The 13,818-nt window shown below is 59.6% G+C and carries 25 protein-coding genes; 10 read left to right on the plus strand and 15 right to left on the minus strand.

Going from position 1 to position 13,818, the window contains the following annotated elements:
- Positions 1 to 820: 820 nt before the first annotated feature.
- The 15 genes from CRP40_RS08235 to CRP40_RS08295 all read right to left on the minus strand — a co-directional run bounded on the left by CRP40_RS08235 (position 821) and on the right by CRP40_RS08295 (position 7,458).
- Positions 821 to 1,504, minus strand: coding sequence for a hypothetical protein (locus tag CRP40_RS08235; protein WP_027916423.1), 684 nt, complete (start codon positions 1,502 to 1,504; stop codon positions 821 to 823).
- Positions 1,501 to 2,103 carry a recombination protein NinG gene (locus CRP40_RS08240; protein ID WP_027916424.1) on the minus strand — a complete coding sequence of 201 codons (603 nt, stop codon included), beginning with the start codon at positions 2,101 to 2,103 and terminating at the stop codon, positions 1,501 to 1,503. Before CRP40_RS08240 ends, CRP40_RS08235 begins: the two co-directional genes overlap by 4 nt.
- Positions 2,094 to 2,405, minus strand: coding sequence for a hypothetical protein (locus CRP40_RS08245; RefSeq protein WP_027916425.1), 312 nt, complete (start codon positions 2,403 to 2,405; stop codon positions 2,094 to 2,096). Before CRP40_RS08245 ends, CRP40_RS08240 begins: the two co-directional genes overlap by 10 nt.
- Complete coding sequence (locus tag CRP40_RS21950) at positions 2,402 to 2,563, minus strand: hypothetical protein (protein ID WP_155952747.1); 162 nt, start codon at positions 2,561 to 2,563, stop codon at positions 2,402 to 2,404. The genes CRP40_RS08245 and CRP40_RS21950 overlap by 4 nt, the downstream gene beginning before the upstream one ends.
- Positions 2,560 to 3,030 carry a hypothetical protein gene (locus tag CRP40_RS08250; RefSeq protein ID WP_027916426.1) on the minus strand — a complete coding sequence of 157 codons (471 nt, stop codon included), beginning with the start codon at positions 3,028 to 3,030 and terminating at the stop codon, positions 2,560 to 2,562. The genes CRP40_RS21950 and CRP40_RS08250 overlap by 4 nt, the downstream gene beginning before the upstream one ends.
- Entirely contained in the window at positions 3,027 to 3,227 is a 201-nt protein-coding gene (locus CRP40_RS08255) for a hypothetical protein (protein ID WP_033695193.1), read from the minus strand. The genes CRP40_RS08250 and CRP40_RS08255 overlap by 4 nt, the downstream gene beginning before the upstream one ends.
- Positions 3,224 to 3,658: a hypothetical protein gene (locus CRP40_RS08260; RefSeq protein WP_027916427.1), complete on the minus strand. Its 435-nt coding sequence runs from the start codon at positions 3,656 to 3,658 to the stop codon at positions 3,224 to 3,226. Before CRP40_RS08260 ends, CRP40_RS08255 begins: the two co-directional genes overlap by 4 nt.
- Positions 3,658 to 3,810, minus strand: coding sequence for a hypothetical protein (locus CRP40_RS21955; protein ID WP_155952748.1), 153 nt, complete (start codon positions 3,808 to 3,810; stop codon positions 3,658 to 3,660). The genes CRP40_RS08260 and CRP40_RS21955 overlap by 1 nt, the downstream gene beginning before the upstream one ends.
- A complete protein-coding gene (locus CRP40_RS08265) occupies positions 3,810 to 4,571 on the minus strand; it encodes a replication protein P (RefSeq protein ID WP_027916428.1) in 762 nt (253 codons plus the stop codon). Before CRP40_RS08265 ends, CRP40_RS21955 begins: the two co-directional genes overlap by 1 nt.
- Positions 4,568 to 5,296, minus strand: a complete 729-nt coding sequence (locus CRP40_RS08270; RefSeq protein WP_027916429.1) for a helix-turn-helix domain-containing protein — start codon at positions 5,294 to 5,296, stop codon at positions 4,568 to 4,570. The genes CRP40_RS08265 and CRP40_RS08270 overlap by 4 nt, the downstream gene beginning before the upstream one ends.
- Entirely contained in the window at positions 5,293 to 5,898 is a 606-nt protein-coding gene (locus tag CRP40_RS08275; RefSeq protein ID WP_027916430.1) for a hypothetical protein, read from the minus strand. Before CRP40_RS08275 ends, CRP40_RS08270 begins: the two co-directional genes overlap by 4 nt.
- A complete protein-coding gene (locus CRP40_RS08280; protein ID WP_027916431.1) occupies positions 5,895 to 6,692 on the minus strand; it encodes a Rha family transcriptional regulator in 798 nt (265 codons plus the stop codon). The genes CRP40_RS08275 and CRP40_RS08280 overlap by 4 nt, the downstream gene beginning before the upstream one ends.
- A gap of 98 nt (positions 6,693 to 6,790) precedes the next feature.
- Entirely contained in the window at positions 6,791 to 7,003 is a 213-nt protein-coding gene (locus tag CRP40_RS08285) for a hypothetical protein (protein ID WP_027916432.1), read from the minus strand.
- Between the two features lie 18 nt (positions 7,004 to 7,021).
- Positions 7,022 to 7,231 carry a hypothetical protein gene (locus CRP40_RS08290; RefSeq protein WP_014859732.1) on the minus strand — a complete coding sequence of 70 codons (210 nt, stop codon included), beginning with the start codon at positions 7,229 to 7,231 and terminating at the stop codon, positions 7,022 to 7,024.
- Positions 7,232 to 7,260: 29 nt separating this feature from the next.
- Complete coding sequence (locus CRP40_RS08295) at positions 7,261 to 7,458, minus strand: Cro/CI family transcriptional regulator (RefSeq protein WP_027916433.1); 198 nt, start codon at positions 7,456 to 7,458, stop codon at positions 7,261 to 7,263.
- A gap of 116 nt (positions 7,459 to 7,574) precedes the next feature.
- Here CRP40_RS08295 and CRP40_RS08300 point away from each other — a divergent pair, with 116 nt between their 5' ends.
- The 10 genes from CRP40_RS08300 to CRP40_RS08345 all read left to right on the plus strand — a co-directional run bounded on the left by CRP40_RS08300 (position 7,575) and on the right by CRP40_RS08345 (position 13,817).
- Positions 7,575 to 8,378, plus strand: coding sequence for a LexA family transcriptional regulator (locus CRP40_RS08300; protein ID WP_033695194.1), 804 nt, complete (start codon positions 7,575 to 7,577; stop codon positions 8,376 to 8,378).
- A gap of 417 nt (positions 8,379 to 8,795) precedes the next feature.
- A complete protein-coding gene (locus CRP40_RS08310) occupies positions 8,796 to 9,227 on the plus strand; it encodes a hypothetical protein (RefSeq protein WP_141400904.1) in 432 nt (143 codons plus the stop codon).
- A 135-nt stretch (positions 9,228 to 9,362) separates the two neighbouring features.
- Positions 9,363 to 9,854, plus strand: coding sequence for a hypothetical protein (locus tag CRP40_RS08315; protein ID WP_027916437.1), 492 nt, complete (start codon positions 9,363 to 9,365; stop codon positions 9,852 to 9,854).
- A gap of 381 nt (positions 9,855 to 10,235) precedes the next feature.
- Entirely contained in the window at positions 10,236 to 10,508 is a 273-nt protein-coding gene (locus CRP40_RS08320) for a hypothetical protein (protein ID WP_050587373.1), read from the plus strand.
- Positions 10,509 to 10,822: 314 nt separating this feature from the next.
- On the plus strand, positions 10,823 to 11,266 hold the full coding sequence (locus CRP40_RS08325; RefSeq protein ID WP_027916438.1) for a hypothetical protein: 444 nt from the start codon (positions 10,823 to 10,825) through the stop codon (positions 11,264 to 11,266).
- A gap of 21 nt (positions 11,267 to 11,287) precedes the next feature.
- Entirely contained in the window at positions 11,288 to 11,710 is a 423-nt protein-coding gene (locus tag CRP40_RS08330; RefSeq protein WP_027916439.1) for a hypothetical protein, read from the plus strand.
- Positions 11,707 to 11,901, plus strand: a complete 195-nt coding sequence (locus tag CRP40_RS08335; protein WP_027916440.1) for a hypothetical protein — start codon at positions 11,707 to 11,709, stop codon at positions 11,899 to 11,901. The genes CRP40_RS08330 and CRP40_RS08335 overlap by 4 nt, the downstream gene beginning before the upstream one ends.
- Complete coding sequence (locus CRP40_RS21960; RefSeq protein WP_176505838.1) at positions 11,898 to 12,068, plus strand: hypothetical protein; 171 nt, start codon at positions 11,898 to 11,900, stop codon at positions 12,066 to 12,068. Before CRP40_RS08335 ends, CRP40_RS21960 begins: the two co-directional genes overlap by 4 nt.
- 122 nt (positions 12,069 to 12,190) lie before the next feature.
- Positions 12,191 to 12,700 (plus strand): zinc-finger-containing protein, encoded by a 510-nt coding sequence (locus CRP40_RS08340; protein WP_027916441.1) that lies wholly within the window; start codon positions 12,191 to 12,193, stop codon positions 12,698 to 12,700.
- A gap of 46 nt (positions 12,701 to 12,746) precedes the next feature.
- Positions 12,747 to 13,817, plus strand: a complete 1,071-nt coding sequence (locus CRP40_RS08345; RefSeq protein WP_027916442.1) for a hypothetical protein — start codon at positions 12,747 to 12,749, stop codon at positions 13,815 to 13,817.
- Position 13,818: the final 1 nt, after the last annotated feature.

Below are 13,818 nucleotides of genomic sequence, written 5' to 3' on the forward strand. Positions count from 1 at the left end.
TATGGGTCGAAACTATGAGCGTGAGGGATTCGAACTCTCGCTTCTAAGGGTATAGGCTCGCATCGCCACCCTTCGAACTAGATGCGTCAGCGGTGAACCATCTCTGCTAAGCGCTCACAGCTTCGACCCATGCAGACTATGACATAAAGACCCAGCGCATGGCCGGGCTCTGAATGGGTGCAGACGGCAGGAGCTGATCCCGGCACGGTGGCGATAGGCGTGGACTGGACGCCTCGTTTTGTAGCTGCAGGTGTGCGTACCGCTTTCCACTCGCTCTCCGCACCTGTTCGGCCGATGGATCTTGATACCAGCCCCGAACAGCTCTCGCTCACCTGATTAGCGCATCAGCCTGCGTATTCATCTGCATGGCTGGAAGAGTCGAACATAATACGACCCTCTCAGGATAAAAAAACCTCAGTCGACCTTCGCCGACTGAGGTTTTTGTTGGTTGCGCTGAACTCGCTAAACCTTTGGGCTAGAAAACACCCGAATGCTAAGTGCCGGAAGGTTGTTAACGTACAGGGCCGTTGAAGCATTTGCCAACATTGTCACCATGGAAACACCAATCAATTTAGCCATACGCATACCCCCTTTTGGTCCAGTTTGCTGATTGTTAGAAGAGATTTTTGTAAGAACGAACCACATGAACAGGACTGGAAGTCCAAAAACTGCGGCCCCCTTCAACGTCAACAACTTCCCCGCACCGCCCACTCCGAAGAGGAGCAACTGGCCCTCAATCCCCTACACACGCAGGAAATACAGGATGGGAGAAATTTACGACATGGCGACATGATATTGCAAGCCCTTTTGAGGGACTATTTTACGCCGCCTCGCTTTCCAGGACCCCTACTGCCTCAAGCATGTGCTGAGCCTCGACCAGCGCCTCGTTCACCAACCCTTCCAGCGAGCCACGAATGGCCTTGTTCCAGCGCTGGTAGGTGCGCTCTGTCAGCCCCTGGTCGTCCCAGCTGGTCATGTCGTAGTTCGATGCAGCCAGCACGATCATATCGCCCGGGCGATCCTCGGCCACTGCCCTGGCGTGCGCATTGGCCCGCTCCACGGCCCGCTGGGCGGCTTGGTTGCGCCATGCCCAGCGATCCTCGCCCTTGTCGCACTCGCGAAGCTCTGCAGGCTTGGCCTGGACCGCTATGCGCTGCACACCCTTGCGCTGCTCCGGCACGGCCCACACCATCACGGCCTGCTGGGTGAACCGCTTGGGCGCGGGCGTGGGAACAACTGGTATCAGCGCGCAGATGGCCTGGAGCTTGCGCCCCTTGTGCGTGCTGTACTTGGCCAGCAGCGCGTGCCAGTGCCTGGGGCTGAGCTGGGCATGCAGCATCTTGTGCACAATGCAGTCGGCCAGCAGCGCCGCGTCTTTGCCGGTGATCTCCCCTTTTAGTTTGCTGGTCTGCACCCTGGGCTCAACGCTGCAACCGCCTGCGCTGTTGATCGTCTCTGCCGCCAGGGCGCGCACTACTGCGGATACCACGTTCTGATATTTCATGCTGCGGCCCTCCTGAGGTCCTTGAGTTTCTGGCGATAGGCGGCCTTGATGGCCTGCAGGTCTTCGATGGTCAGGCGCTGGGGCTGATGAGGGCCTTCAAGCCACTCCACCTGGTCGGCACCGATGCGCCCCACCAACCGGATGCGGTACTCGACCGCGTTACCCGACAGGTTCCGGTTGCACTTCACACACTGGCGGTGGACGTTCAGCGGCTCGAACCGCAGCTCCGGGCAGGCGCCTACCGACCGGTAATGGCCGGCATCCCAGCGGCTGCCGGTGATTAGGTTGTGGTCGCTTGGGTTCGAATCGCAGCTGATGCACGGCAAGCCGGCGTCGCGCTCGCGGATGTAGGCATTGAACGCGGCCTGCGCCTCGGCCATGTGCTCGCGGCGGGTCTTCAGCTTCTCCCGGCGCTCCTTGAGGTCTTCCCGGGCCTGCTTGGTGATTGCCTTGGCCGCAACCTTCTGCAGCTTCGGGTCTTTGGCCATGGTCTTCGCACAGGCGATGCTGCACACCTTCTGAGTGGTCATGGTTGGCTTGAAGGGCTTGCCGCAACCAGGAGCCTTGCACTTCTTGGGCTTGATCTCGGCTACGCGCATGGCTCGGCCTCCTTGGCTTTCTGCTGCTCGGCGGTGAAGTCGCGCCCAATAGGTCGCAAGTGGCGAGGCTCGCACAGGCCGAAACCGGCGAAGACGCCATCTTCTGTACGGAAGACGACCCCTTCCCCTCTGACTACCCAGCAGTCGACGTCAGAGTGCCGGTAGAGGCTGCCATTGGGCCCGGCATACAGGTCGCCATCCTTGACCATGCTGCTCAGCTCGACGACTTTGCCAATGTTCTGGGTCAGCGAATTTGCGCCAACGATGAGCGCCAGGTCGCCAGGCTTGAATTGATGGTTCATACCTCGTCACCCCACTTGTAGAACACGCCACCCATGGCAAGCGCTGTACCGAAGATCGTCCAGAAGGCCGGGCTGCTCATGTACACGCCAACCATTGCCAACTGTGCAGCCAACGCGCCACCCAGCAGCGCAGTGATCGCTGAATACCCAGTCTTCATGCCGCCACCTCGCCCACCAGGTCGCCGAAGAACACACCCCTGGCCGTGAACTCGGCCAGGATGCGGTCGGTGTAGGCCACGCCCTGCGCGCGATTGAACAGGCTGGTCACCGGGAAACCGTCTGGGCCAAACAGCTTGCACTCGCCCATCATCGCCAGCTTCTCCTCGTACGGTAGGTGGCGCATGACCCGATACCAGGCCTGCTGGAACTCGGCGTCTTCGTTCAGCAGGATCTGCACACCGATGTGCAGCTTGCAGTAGCGCCGGGCGTCGGCGGCGTCACCGATCTGGGTCATCTCCGCGATGCGCTTGTAGAACGCAAACCACAGCGCGTTCTGATCTAGGGTGCGATCCTTGCCTGGGCGCAGGCTGACCACTACGAATTTCTTGTCGCGGAACATGCTGGTCAGCTTGCTGATGGCCTCGGAGAGCTTTGTGGTGCTGTTAACGCTGATTCGGTCAGTCATGGCTGTCCTCCCTGAAACATGAGCAGCAGACACAGGACGATGAACGCGATACCCATCACATCGGTCATCCCCACCACTTCACACTCAGGCCAGATCAACTGCGCCTCACGCAGCGCACCCGCACGGTCCAGGCTCTGCTCCATCAGCACCATCTGGAAGGCCTTGGGGCCTACGATTACGGTCCATACACGCTTCATGGGGTCACCTCAGGCTCGTCTGGGTAAGGCATCCAATGCGTTGGCACAAGATCACCATCCAGTCGCTCAACACCGTCAGGGCCGTAGCACCATGCGTCTTCGCTGTACTGCTCTTCCTCGCTGTAATCGCCGCTTTCTCGATCTTTGTCTGTCATGAACGTGTCGGCGCAGGTGAGCTGTCCGCTGATCACGCCGCAATCCTCGCGATAGAACAGAACCTCGACATGCTTGGGGCATGACTCCATCGGCTGCCAGCCGGTAGCGGCACGGGATCGTTGCCACCACTTCCATGCAAATTGAGCGGCGTCCCCTGCGTATCTCTCGGGGTCGATACGGCTACGTGTTGGCTTACGACCTGGCGGCGGCTCGTCACCTCGCATCACATCGGCCCAGTACGCCTCGAACTCTTCGCGCATCTTGTTGGTGTCCATCAGTGCTTCTCCTTGGCCATGGCGTTCAGGCAGGCCTTGCAGGTAACGCTGCTCCGCTCTGGGGTGAACTGGCTGGCCTTGACCAACCGTCCGCACTTCACTGCGACAAGGCCCATGTAGGCCATGCGGTGCCACATGTGGATTCTGTTCATCACACCCCCTCCCCGGCCGGCTGCCCGGCGCGCTTGATGTTCAACTTGGCCAGCAGGTGTGCACGGCATGCGGCAGCACCACTGGGAATTCGCTGGACTTCCAGCAGCCGCACCTGGCGCTGGGCGGCGTACTCGTCGGCCAGCTCCGCAGCGCCCTTCTGGCTGTCGTGGCCGATGCCGGTGGCGATATCGCCCAGAGGCTCGCCGGCGACTAGCATGCGAATGGTGATGTCGTAGGCCCGGGCAAAGACCTTCTCGGCCCGCTCCACCTCCATCGACCCCAGGTTCTGCGCCTCACATTGCAGGGCCGCGTGGCGCACCGCTGCGTGCGTCCAAGCGCGTGACCCTGCCCTGCTGGGGTGGAAGTTCTCCAGCGCCTCTGCCATGGCCCTCACAAGCGGCGGAATACCCATCTCTTCCGGGGTCGGCTGGCACAGCTTGATGAACTTGCCGCTGCTCGGTGCGAAGTCGGTACCCAGCACCCGGCATTTCTGGATGCCGAAGCGGATCTGCTCCAGGGTGTTGATGCCCGCTGCCACGAAGGACTTGATCCAGCTGCGCTTGGCAGCCTTCAGCGCGTCATCGTCTGGCCAAGCCTGCTTCCAGGCAGGGAAGATGGCCTGCAGCTCCTTGAACAGGGCGTTGACGACCTCGGTAGTGCCCGGGTCGAGCTGCTTGGCCGGGGCATGTACCTCGGCAGGCAGGTTGCCGGTCTTGGCCATGATCTGCGTCACGCTGCGCAGTTTCTGTTGTGCGCTCATAAGCCCCCCAGGTCATCAGCCCAGCTGGTGTCGTTGAAGTCGGGGCCGTTGCGGCGCTGGCCCTGCTGGGCACCCGGCAGCACCTTCTCCGGGAACAGGCCGGTCCAGCCGTTGCTGATCGACTGGTTGATCACGGCGTCAGGAGCGTGGTGCTTGGCCAGCTGGGCGGCCTGGCGCTCGCAGGAGGTCTTCGTCAACGGCTTACGGATCTCGCGGCGGTGCTGGCACCAGTCGGCCCAGGCCTGGTCACTGACGTTGGATGGCTTGGCAGTCATCGGGTCGAATTTCGGAGCCTTCTTCTTCGCCGAGGGAGCGGTAGCGACCGTCTGCTCTACTGGTTCAGTGACTGGTTCAAAAGAGTGACTGGTTCTGGTGCTTTCTGGGCCTACACCCCCTGTAGGCTGTGGGCCTACACCTGTGCTTTCTGGGCCTACAGGGGTGCTGTTTGGGCCTACAGGTCGGCACAGGGTGATGCGGTAGAGGTTCGAGCTATTTCCCTTCGGCCCTTCGCGGTTCTCGATGCGCACCAAGCCCTGCATTTCCAGGTGTTTGATGTGCTTGCGAACGGTGCTGCGGTCGATCTCGCACTGGTCCGCGATGTGCTGATAAGACGGCCAGCACTCTCCTTGGTCGCTCGCGTTGTCGGCCAGCTTAATCAGCACCAGCTTGCGCAGCGGATTGCCGACCTTGGTCTTCATCGCCTTGACCATCAGCTCCATGCTCATTGGGCGCGCTCCCTGGCCATGACTGCATCAATCTCTGCATCCACGTCGGTGAACTCAGCACCCGGGAACCAGTCTTGGATCAGCCAAATGAAGGTCTGTTTGTTGCGCAGCCAGGTGTAGCGGTCAGCAGCCTTACGCAGCGCACTCAATTGCTGGTGCTGAGCGAACAGAGCGTCATTCGGCACTAAGCTGTACTCGCGAAACTCACCGCCCATACGCATGAGCATCGATTGAGCTTCACCGTGGTATTCGTGGCGCTCATTCAGGTCTTCGTCTTGGTCGTGCTCACCATCAACGAAACGTTTGAGGAGGTTCGCTAGAGCCTCGTTCTCTGCCTTGAGTTGGTCGCGCTCTGCCTTGAACGATGCCGATAGCGATTGCTCTGCCTGGTCAAGACGGACAAACCACTCCTCGAACTTCTCCAGTCGCTCGATCTCCGCAACCAGGGCCAGGATGGTCTTCGGCATGGCATGCTGAAGAAAATCCTGAACAGCCTTGACCTCTTCAGGGGCTGAGCCTACGGCCATCGTGATGTTTACATCGGTCGTGACTGCGTTGGCTGCCTCGGACAGCGCCTTTAATGCTTCCTTGTCGATGCTCATGCTGCACCCCGCACGGCCTTGTCGTGGGTGTGCAGGCCGTCCCAGTTCTTCTTCATGGGCAGGTCGCCGGCCAGGTACAGCTCGTACAGGCGAGTCGCCCCCTTGCGCAGGAGGATCGGCGTATAGCTGATGAATGGGTCTTTGCCGTGCGGAGTGACTTCGTGCTGGTGCTCGGTCATGTACTTGTCGCGGGCGTAGGCGGCGACGCGGTAGCGGGTACCGGACTTGCTTTCGTTGTAGAGCCAGTTGCGGCCCTCGAGGAAGTGGCCGACCTGCATCACGTTGACCCCATTCAGGCCCTTGCAGAACTGGACGTGGCTCATCCCCTCCTTGAACAGGTTCTCCAGGTGGTCGATCTTCTTGGCCTGGGCCTCTACCTGTACAGTGAGCAGGACGCGGGCTTTCTCCGACTCCAGAGCCATCTGGAGGATTTCCAGCTTGCTCAGGTCGGCTGGCGCCTGCGGAGCAACTTTCGCTTCTAGCTCTTGCCAGCGGTCGATGACCCTCGCCCGGTACTCATCGCTGTAGCCGGCCACCACCAGGTGGGTATCGCGCTCAACCAGGTCGTAGACTTCAATTGGGCGCCCGCCTGTGGCTTCACGGCGGCTTTTACGACTTGATCGCAAAAGGTTTTTTGAGAAAAGGCGCTCAATAGTGGCTACCACATCGTTATGGCGGGCCTCTACCAAGTCAGCGATTTCACGCGACGACATAGTGCGCGCCACGAAATCGTGGTTTGCATTTTGTGGCGCGGGGTTGTTGATGGGTTGTAGACTCAGGTTCTGCATGTGCATATAATTGGTCTCAGTTATGTGTTGCAGAGAGCCGGGCCGCAATCCCGGCTTTTTTGTGCCTGTAAGAAGCCCGAAAGAGGGCCTCTGTGTTTTCACAATCAGGGAACATCGAGGCCCTTTTTGTGCCCTACCAGCCCCAACACCGGGGCCTTGTGTCGCATTTGTCTCAATTGCTCCTGGACCGCGAGTGAGCGACTCATCTCCAAGTACTCCTCCGTCGATCTATCCAGGCTCCAGCCAAGGTCGGCAGCCAGCTGTCGAACCTCAGCCTTCACCTCGATCGGCAGCAATTCGAAGGTGGTTTCAGGCATAGGCCCTCCATAGGGGCTTCAGGCCGTCTTATCCTGCTCACCGGCACCGTTCATTTCTCGGAGCAGATCAGCAGCGCCCAGGCGACGACCAAGATTGGCCAGTTCGTGCACGTAGGTAGCGAGCTGCATGCCGGCCATACGTGCTTCCATGCGCAGCTTTCGGACCTCTTCAGGCTTCCAGCGCGACTTGATCACTTCGCTGCGTTTGTTGGCGGGGTCCAGGTGCATTCAGGGATTTCCTTGTGATTGAAAAATGTTTACGCAGCCGACTTGCGAGCAGGTATTGGGCGAATCTCGTTCGCCTCAATGTGCCCGTCGTCGTGCATGGTGATTCGGATGTCCCGCTTGGCACGAAACATTTGGGAGACGGCGCTCTGCTGTATCCCCAGAGCCTTGGCGAGGTCGCTCTGGGTTCCATGCCCGGCCAGGTATTCCTCAAGGGAAACAGTGTTCATCTGGTCTGCCTCATAGGGGTTTAATCGGATATTAGCACTGCTGTTTTACAATATTCAAGGACAAAGAGTAGCAGTGCTGTTTGCTTAAGAATCAGCTGTGCTACTAAATCACGCGCATGAAGAAACCCATCAGAACCCCTTTGTCTGCAGAGCAGCTTGCCGATGCCAAGCGGCTGCATGACATCTACAAAAAGCGCGCCAAGGAGTCTAGGGAAGATCCAACCAAGCCGGCCTTGACCCAGACCGAGGTCGGTGAGCGATGCGAATGGAAATCTCCTCAGAGCACTGTAAGTCAGTACATGACAGGGAAAGTAGCTCTGAATCTCGATGCGCTCGTAAAACTGTCCGAGGCTCTAGATTTTGAGCCGGCCGAGGTAAGCCCTACTCTCGCCGCAGGCATCAGAAGAGTCTCAGGTGGGCAGCACCTAGACCATGGGGCGCAAGCCGCCAATTCGCCCCTGCCTGAATCGGCTGATGTTCCTCAGTCCGAAGATGAGCGCTATGCATTCATTCCGCAATACGACGCGAAAGCAGCCGCGGGCCTCGGCAGCGAGAACCCTCACGTAGAGGTTCATTCCACGTTGGCATTCAAGCGCGACTGGCTGAAGTCAAAGGGCGTGAAGCCTGAAAGCCTGGCAGTGATCTACGCCGAGGGGCAAAGCATGTGGCCAACGATCAACAGTGGTGACGTGCTGCTGGTCGACAAGTCGCGGATCGAGCCAGCTGATGGTCAGGTGTTCGTGCTTGCCGGAACCGACGGCGCAATCGTAAAGCGCCTGGTCCAAGGCCCGCTGGGTCAGTGGACCTTGCGCAGCGACAACGAAGACAAGGACGAGTATCCAGATCGGTCTCACCTACGCAGCAAGGGGAACGAGCATCGGATCATTGGGAAGGTTATCTGGCGGGGCGGCGATTTGTAGTGGTCCTAAACCCCAACAATAACAGCTGCTAGATCCTCCAGGATGAATGGTATGAGAGGGCAATATGGAAGACGCTAACCGAGATCCTGAAAAGCAACCTCTGGAGTTTATGAGGTCTAATTTTCTAGTCACAAATCTAGATTTCGTGCGGTACATGGATGCGCATTTTGATAGCACGGAATGCCCTCAGTGCAAAAAGGATGAGGGCTGGATGATGGATGCAGAATCTCGCCGTAAAGACTGCACCCTTCCTGATGGGGTAGAATACATGCGGGTCTACCGGATGACATTTGCAGATGAGTCCGAAGCCTTCAGGCCTTTTTTCAGCTTGTCCTGCGCAGCTTGCGGGAGCGCTCGCCATATCCTGTGTGACAACGTTATGAATTGGCTTGCGAGCCAAACGGAGAGTGCTGACTAATGACCAGCCGTTGGACACCAAAGGTCCATACCAACCCAGACCCTCAGAAGCAGCCTAATCCCATAGACGAAACGCCTGGTCTAGATCAAGATGCAGGGGTATCTCTTGAAAGAGGAGTCGCCATGGCGAATCAGTCTCGAGGCTGGGCCTTTCTCTCCTCGCCTCAATTTTCTGTCATAGCTGCTACGGTTGTTGTGCTGGTCGCAGGGGCTATGATGTATGACAGGCTTGATAGCAAAGTGGATGCCCTGCGTGCAGATGGAGGTTCTGGACTAGATAGGGCCGTCGACAAGATAGAGAGGAATTTCGACAAAGTAGATTCGAAAATTCAGCATCTCTCGAATAAAATTGATGACGGTAACCGCGAAATTCGCATGCTCCTTCAGGTCAAGCCCTCACCACTGAGTCCTTCTCAGTCCGCCGCGAACTGAACGAACACTCTGCCAAATTACCTGTTTTATGCTGTGATGATAAGGCCCGCCCAGAGCGGGCTTTTTCATGACTGGATGATGGCGGATCGCCACAGTGATAGAATGCCTTACCACCTACTCTGAGCCTGTAACCCGATGAAAAAAGTATGGATGCCATTGGCGCTAGCACTTGCCTTATCTGCATGCGCCACCCCTAACCAGCAAGCGGTCCCAAGAGTGCCTTTCCCGGTATCCGAGTACGACGCTTTGCCGAAAACTGGTACGGGCTCACTGGCAGGCCAGGTGTTCATGCGCACAATGGGCGGCGATGTGAAATTCGGGGCTGGCAGTGATGTTCATCTGCAGCCTGTGACTGCCTATACCCAGCAGTGGTACACCGTCAATTACCTGGAAGGCCGCCCGCTTGAGCCGGCCGACCCGCGCGCCTTGCAAGGGACATTGGTAACTCAGGCAGATGGCAGCGGTAATTTCAGCTTCACGAACGTGCCGCCTGGGCGATATTTCCTGAGCTCGAAAGTCCAATGGCAAGCCCCCACTCAGTTTGGGCTCCTGCCCCAGGGAGGCGTGGTAGCCAAGATCGTGACGATATCTGATGGGGTACAAGCCAGAGAGATGCTTACTAAGTAGGAAGCGCATATACAGAAGCCCGCCGAGTGCGGGCTTTTTTGTGGGCGGCAAAAAAATATCAGCACTGCTGTTGACTCTCAAATAACAGCAGTGCTACTTTTGATTCATCGAGGCACTACACAGCCCCTCGACAGGCCCTCAAGCCGACCGCTCTTTAACAACCAAGACCGCCGAGCCTGCAGGCATAGCAGGCCACCATCCCCGCAGGGCTCTGGTGCGATCAGGTGTGCCGCAATAGAGCGGCATCCAAGCGGCGCGCATGCCTCGACAGATGCAGGAAGCGCGATACCGGGTGAGCGACCGGGGCCTGAGAGAAACAGACGATTCCCCGGTGCGCCTCAAGCGGGGCGCATCAGGGGGAATCCACTGGAGGAAAAGCAGATGCGACCAGTTATGACATTGAAAGCAGTCCGCGACTCGTTGGGTCGATTGATGGACGAGAAGGAGGATGCGGGCGAAGGCAAGTTCCACGGCTGGGGCGTCGAGTACGAAGAGTTCGAGAACGGCCCAGGCAACTACAGCGTCGCCATCGTTGAGATGGCTGATGGCACAGTTCAGACGTTGATGCCGTGGGCGATCCGCTTCCTAGATAGCGAAGATGCTGACCAGCAATCCGTCAACGACTTCATAGCCGATCCGATCATCCTAGCCTGAACAACCAGCGCCACGTCCGCCTGACGTTAACTGCCCGATGCCCTGCTCTCCATCGCAGGCTGCATCGGAGTGTGATCTGAATGCGCAGGCTGATGCGCAAACCTAGCCTCGTTGGCGAGCTACTGAGGCCTCAAAGAGTTAGGCCGCCAAGCCGGAAAGAACGCAGCACCGGCCAGATCGCACCCCGATGCATCCCGCATCCCCTTCCTTTCACATACCGACCGCATTGGCAGGCGCCAGGCCACCTTTCACGGTGGGTTTGGTCACCCGTGCCTGACGCCTGACCAATGCGGTTTCCACATGAGCAAAAGAACATGAGCGAACCCGGATATTGCGAGGGCGATACCTGCGGCCGTGACGGCTGTGAGGGCGTCATCGAGTCGCACGATGTAGAGAACTGCAGCTGCCACATCAACCCACCCTGCGGCGCGTGCACCGCGCCGCGCGGCTACTGCGAGGCGTGCGGCTGGGAGGAGTCGGAAGACCCATTGCCCGAGCCAGAGCCAATCAGCCAGAAGAAAAAGGACTTCTGGAAGGCACAGGCCGAAGAGTGGGAGCGCGCCAGAAATGCCCCGTTGGACAGCACAAAGGTCAGCTGGCGATTCGTGCCCCACACCAACGCCTCAATGATCAAAGAAGGCGTCTACCCCGAACACATGACCCGCGAGGAGGTTGAACGCGAGGTTCGCGGAACCTTCGGCGGGCGCTTCGAGCGATTAGGAAACGGACGCTTCAAGTACATCGCATACACCGACTGAAACCACCACCTGGAGGGGACCATGTCCGCACTTCAAGCAGCACAATGGCACTACGACAACCAGTTGCCTCCCCCGGTGAGCGAAACGCCCCAGGAGCGCGCAGAACGCCACTGGATCGAGGAAGGCATCGACCAGCTTATGCGCGGCGCGGATTACGTGTTCCAGCGCCGTATGCGCCCAAAGCAGGGCGTCACCCAGGAGCGCTTCGCTGAGGTCGTGGACGAGTTCGCCATGGGCCAGCTCGGCCTACAGGGTGCGAGCAAGTCAGTGCTGGGCAGGCTGGTGTTGGCTGCCCACTTCAAGATCGGCAGCGAGGCGCGTAACGCGGCTGACGAGCTGATGGCGGTACCGAACACCGACACCGTGCTGCGGGAGATAGCGCGGACCTTGCTCCAGCCATTGGTGAAGGATGGGCTGGTGGCCCAGGCCGAGGACGAGCTATGAGAAGCCCCCACGTTCTCATCGACGAGGAGCTTGATGCACTCGCCGACCCAGCCACGCCGATCATCTGCTCTGCGCTTGTCCAGCGCACGCTCACGGAAATGATGAGCGACCAGCGCATCACCATCGAAGAGTTCAACCACTACTGCGGGCGCCTCAACAAGATCGTTGATGGGCGCAAGGAGGCTGCATGAGCACTGCACCGGTTAAGTCCTTGATTGATGAACAGCTCGAGCAGATCGAGCGAAGCCTGGCAATCATTGAAGCTGGCGTACCCCGCGACCTTCCAGTTCAGCAGCTGCGGCCAGAGATCGTCGCTGCGCTCAAGGCTGGGCAGATCGCCGTTAGGCCAGCGCGATGACCCGATACCAACGCGCCCGCCGCCTAGTCATCTGGCGCGGCTCCTTCTCTGCCCTCTTCGCCTGCACCGCCTTCATGCTCGCCAGTGCTCTGGCTGGCCATATCACGAACTAGGAACCCACCATGCCAATCGATCCTCGGGCAAACGCCCCCGAGCGCATTGCTGCGCCTGCTCCGCTGCCTCACGTCAGCCGCAGGGCACTCAAACGCGTCAAGAATCCACTCCCCGCTCCATGCGAGTGCCGCTACTGCGGCGACCAGGTCGAGCTGGTGCGCAACTCGGAAATCTACAACGGACGCAGCTACGGCGACTGGCCCTACGCCTACCTCTGCTCTGGCTGTGGCGCCTATGTCGGCCTGCACCCCGACACGGATGTTCCGCTCGGCACTCTGGCTGATAGCGCGCTCCGCGTCTTACGCAACCGCTCCAAGGCTGTCTTCCACAAGCACATCACCGACACCGGCATGGGCCGTACACAGGCCTACCGCTGGCTGGCTGAGCAGATGCAGATCGACGTAGGCATCTGTCACTTCGGCTGGTTCGAGAAGGCTGACTGCAATCGGGCCGAAGCCATCGTGAAGTCAGCCGTGCCTCAAACCGCTATGGCAATGGCATTCGCCAAAGCCCGATAACCCAAACACGTCAGCGCCCACCGCATGGATGGCGCGGGAGATTCTCATGTCCGAAAAACAGCTCGCCGTAAAGATCGAAGAGATCAGCGAAGCTAATGCCCCTGCCCTCTATGTTGCCGGTGGCCTTCAGCAATTCATCGATCTGGTAAAGGGTGAGGTAGAGGGCGAAGTGCCTGACCTCAAAACCCGCAAGGGGCGTGAGCGCATCGCTAGCCTGGCCGCAAAGGTCAGCAAATCAAAGACCGCGGTGGAGAAGCCGGGTCGCGATTACCTGCGCCGTCTCAAGGAAATGCCAAAGGTGGTCGAGGCCGAGCTTCGCGACTTCGTGACCAAGATGGACGCGCTGCGGGACGAGACGCGTCGACCACTCACTGAGTGGGAAGCCGCCGAGGATGCCCGCATTGACCGTCACAACGATCGTCTGAACTGGCTCAAAACGCTGACCGACGATCTGGGCGAACTGAGCCCGCTGCACATCAAAGGCCTGATCTCCGAGGCTGAAGGCATGCAGCTTGGCGCCCACTGGGAGGAATTCGAGGCCGAAGCGGCAAATGCCAAGGACAAGGTGCTTTCCACCCTGCGCGCAGCGCTCCAGAAGCGCGAGCAGTTCGAAGCTGAGCAGGCCGAGTTGGCCCGCCTGCGCCGCGAGGCAGACGAGCGCGCCGAGGCCGACCGTATCCGCCTGGCGCAGGAGCAGGCTGTGGAGACCGAGCGCCAGCGTGTGGCCCGGGAGCAGCAAGCCGAGCGCGATGCCGCCGCCCGCCGCGAGCAGGAACTGATCGACAAGGCCGCCGCCCAGCAGCGCGCCATTGAGCAGGCCGAGGCCAACCGCATCGCTGCCGAGCAGCGCGCCGAGCAGGAGCGGCAGGACGCCGAGCGCCGGGCCGAAGAAGCGGCTGAGCGTGCCCGCCAAGACGAGCGCCGCCGCGCCGATGCCGCCGCTGCCGAGATCCTGCGGCAACAGGAAGCCCGGGAGCGCGACAAGAACCACCGCGCCAGCATAAACCGCGCCGCCCTGGAGGCCTTCGTCGCCGGCGGCATGACCGAGGAATGCGCCAAGCAGGCCATCACTCTGATCGCCCAGCGCAAGATCCCCAACATCGCCATTTCCTACTGAG

It is taken from the genome of Pseudomonas sp. URMO17WK12:I9 (assembly GCF_900230165.1).
Classification (GTDB): Bacteria; Pseudomonadota; Gammaproteobacteria; order Pseudomonadales; family Pseudomonadaceae; genus Aquipseudomonas; species Aquipseudomonas fulva.

Bases quoted from the DNA above. Each gene is read 5' to 3' on its own strand.
- CRP40_RS21955 (WP_155952748.1), bottom strand. From the start codon at position 3,810: ATGAACAGAATCCACATGTGGCACCGCATGGCCTACATGGGCCTTGTC.
- CRP40_RS08325 (WP_027916438.1), top strand. From the start codon at position 10,823: ATGAGCGAACCCGGATATTGCGAGGGCGATACCTGCGGCCGTGACGGC.
- CRP40_RS08275 (WP_027916430.1), bottom strand. From the start codon at position 5,898: ATGAGCATCGACAAGGAAGCATTAAAGGCGCTGTCCGAGGCAGCCAAC.
- CRP40_RS08320 (WP_050587373.1), top strand. From the start codon at position 10,236: ATGCGACCAGTTATGACATTGAAAGCAGTCCGCGACTCGTTGGGTCGA.
- CRP40_RS08260 (WP_027916427.1), bottom strand. From the start codon at position 3,658: ATGGACACCAACAAGATGCGCGAAGAGTTCGAGGCGTACTGGGCCGAT.
- CRP40_RS08250 (WP_027916426.1), bottom strand. From the start codon at position 3,030: ATGACTGACCGAATCAGCGTTAACAGCACCACAAAGCTCTCCGAGGCC.
- CRP40_RS08280 (WP_027916431.1), bottom strand. From the start codon at position 6,692: ATGCACATGCAGAACCTGAGTCTACAACCCATCAACAACCCCGCGCCA.
- CRP40_RS08345 (WP_027916442.1), top strand. From the start codon at position 12,747: ATGTCCGAAAAACAGCTCGCCGTAAAGATCGAAGAGATCAGCGAAGCT.
- CRP40_RS08235 (WP_027916423.1), bottom strand. From the start codon at position 1,504: ATGAAATATCAGAACGTGGTATCCGCAGTAGTGCGCGCCCTGGCGGCA.
- CRP40_RS08290 (WP_014859732.1), bottom strand. From the start codon at position 7,231: ATGCACCTGGACCCCGCCAACAAACGCAGCGAAGTGATCAAGTCGCGC.
- CRP40_RS21950 (WP_155952747.1), bottom strand. From the start codon at position 2,563: ATGAAGACTGGGTATTCAGCGATCACTGCGCTGCTGGGTGGCGCGTTG.
- CRP40_RS08335 (WP_027916440.1), top strand. From the start codon at position 11,707: ATGAGAAGCCCCCACGTTCTCATCGACGAGGAGCTTGATGCACTCGCC.
- CRP40_RS08315 (WP_027916437.1), top strand. From the start codon at position 9,363: ATGAAAAAAGTATGGATGCCATTGGCGCTAGCACTTGCCTTATCTGCA.
- CRP40_RS21960 (WP_176505838.1), top strand. From the start codon at position 11,898: ATGAGCACTGCACCGGTTAAGTCCTTGATTGATGAACAGCTCGAGCAG.
- CRP40_RS08310 (WP_141400904.1), top strand. From the start codon at position 8,796: ATGACCAGCCGTTGGACACCAAAGGTCCATACCAACCCAGACCCTCAG.
- CRP40_RS08240 (WP_027916424.1), bottom strand. From the start codon at position 2,103: ATGCGCGTAGCCGAGATCAAGCCCAAGAAGTGCAAGGCTCCTGGTTGC.
- CRP40_RS08330 (WP_027916439.1), top strand. From the start codon at position 11,288: ATGTCCGCACTTCAAGCAGCACAATGGCACTACGACAACCAGTTGCCT.
- CRP40_RS08285 (WP_027916432.1), bottom strand. From the start codon at position 7,003: ATGCCTGAAACCACCTTCGAATTGCTGCCGATCGAGGTGAAGGCTGAG.
- CRP40_RS08340 (WP_027916441.1), top strand. From the start codon at position 12,191: ATGCCAATCGATCCTCGGGCAAACGCCCCCGAGCGCATTGCTGCGCCT.
- CRP40_RS08295 (WP_027916433.1), bottom strand. From the start codon at position 7,458: ATGAACACTGTTTCCCTTGAGGAATACCTGGCCGGGCATGGAACCCAG.
- CRP40_RS08270 (WP_027916429.1), bottom strand. From the start codon at position 5,296: ATGAGCATGGAGCTGATGGTCAAGGCGATGAAGACCAAGGTCGGCAAT.
- CRP40_RS08265 (WP_027916428.1), bottom strand. From the start codon at position 4,571: ATGAGCGCACAACAGAAACTGCGCAGCGTGACGCAGATCATGGCCAAG.
- CRP40_RS08245 (WP_027916425.1), bottom strand. From the start codon at position 2,405: ATGAACCATCAATTCAAGCCTGGCGACCTGGCGCTCATCGTTGGCGCA.
- CRP40_RS08300 (WP_033695194.1), top strand. From the start codon at position 7,575: ATGAAGAAACCCATCAGAACCCCTTTGTCTGCAGAGCAGCTTGCCGAT.
- CRP40_RS08255 (WP_033695193.1), bottom strand. From the start codon at position 3,227: ATGAAGCGTGTATGGACCGTAATCGTAGGCCCCAAGGCCTTCCAGATG.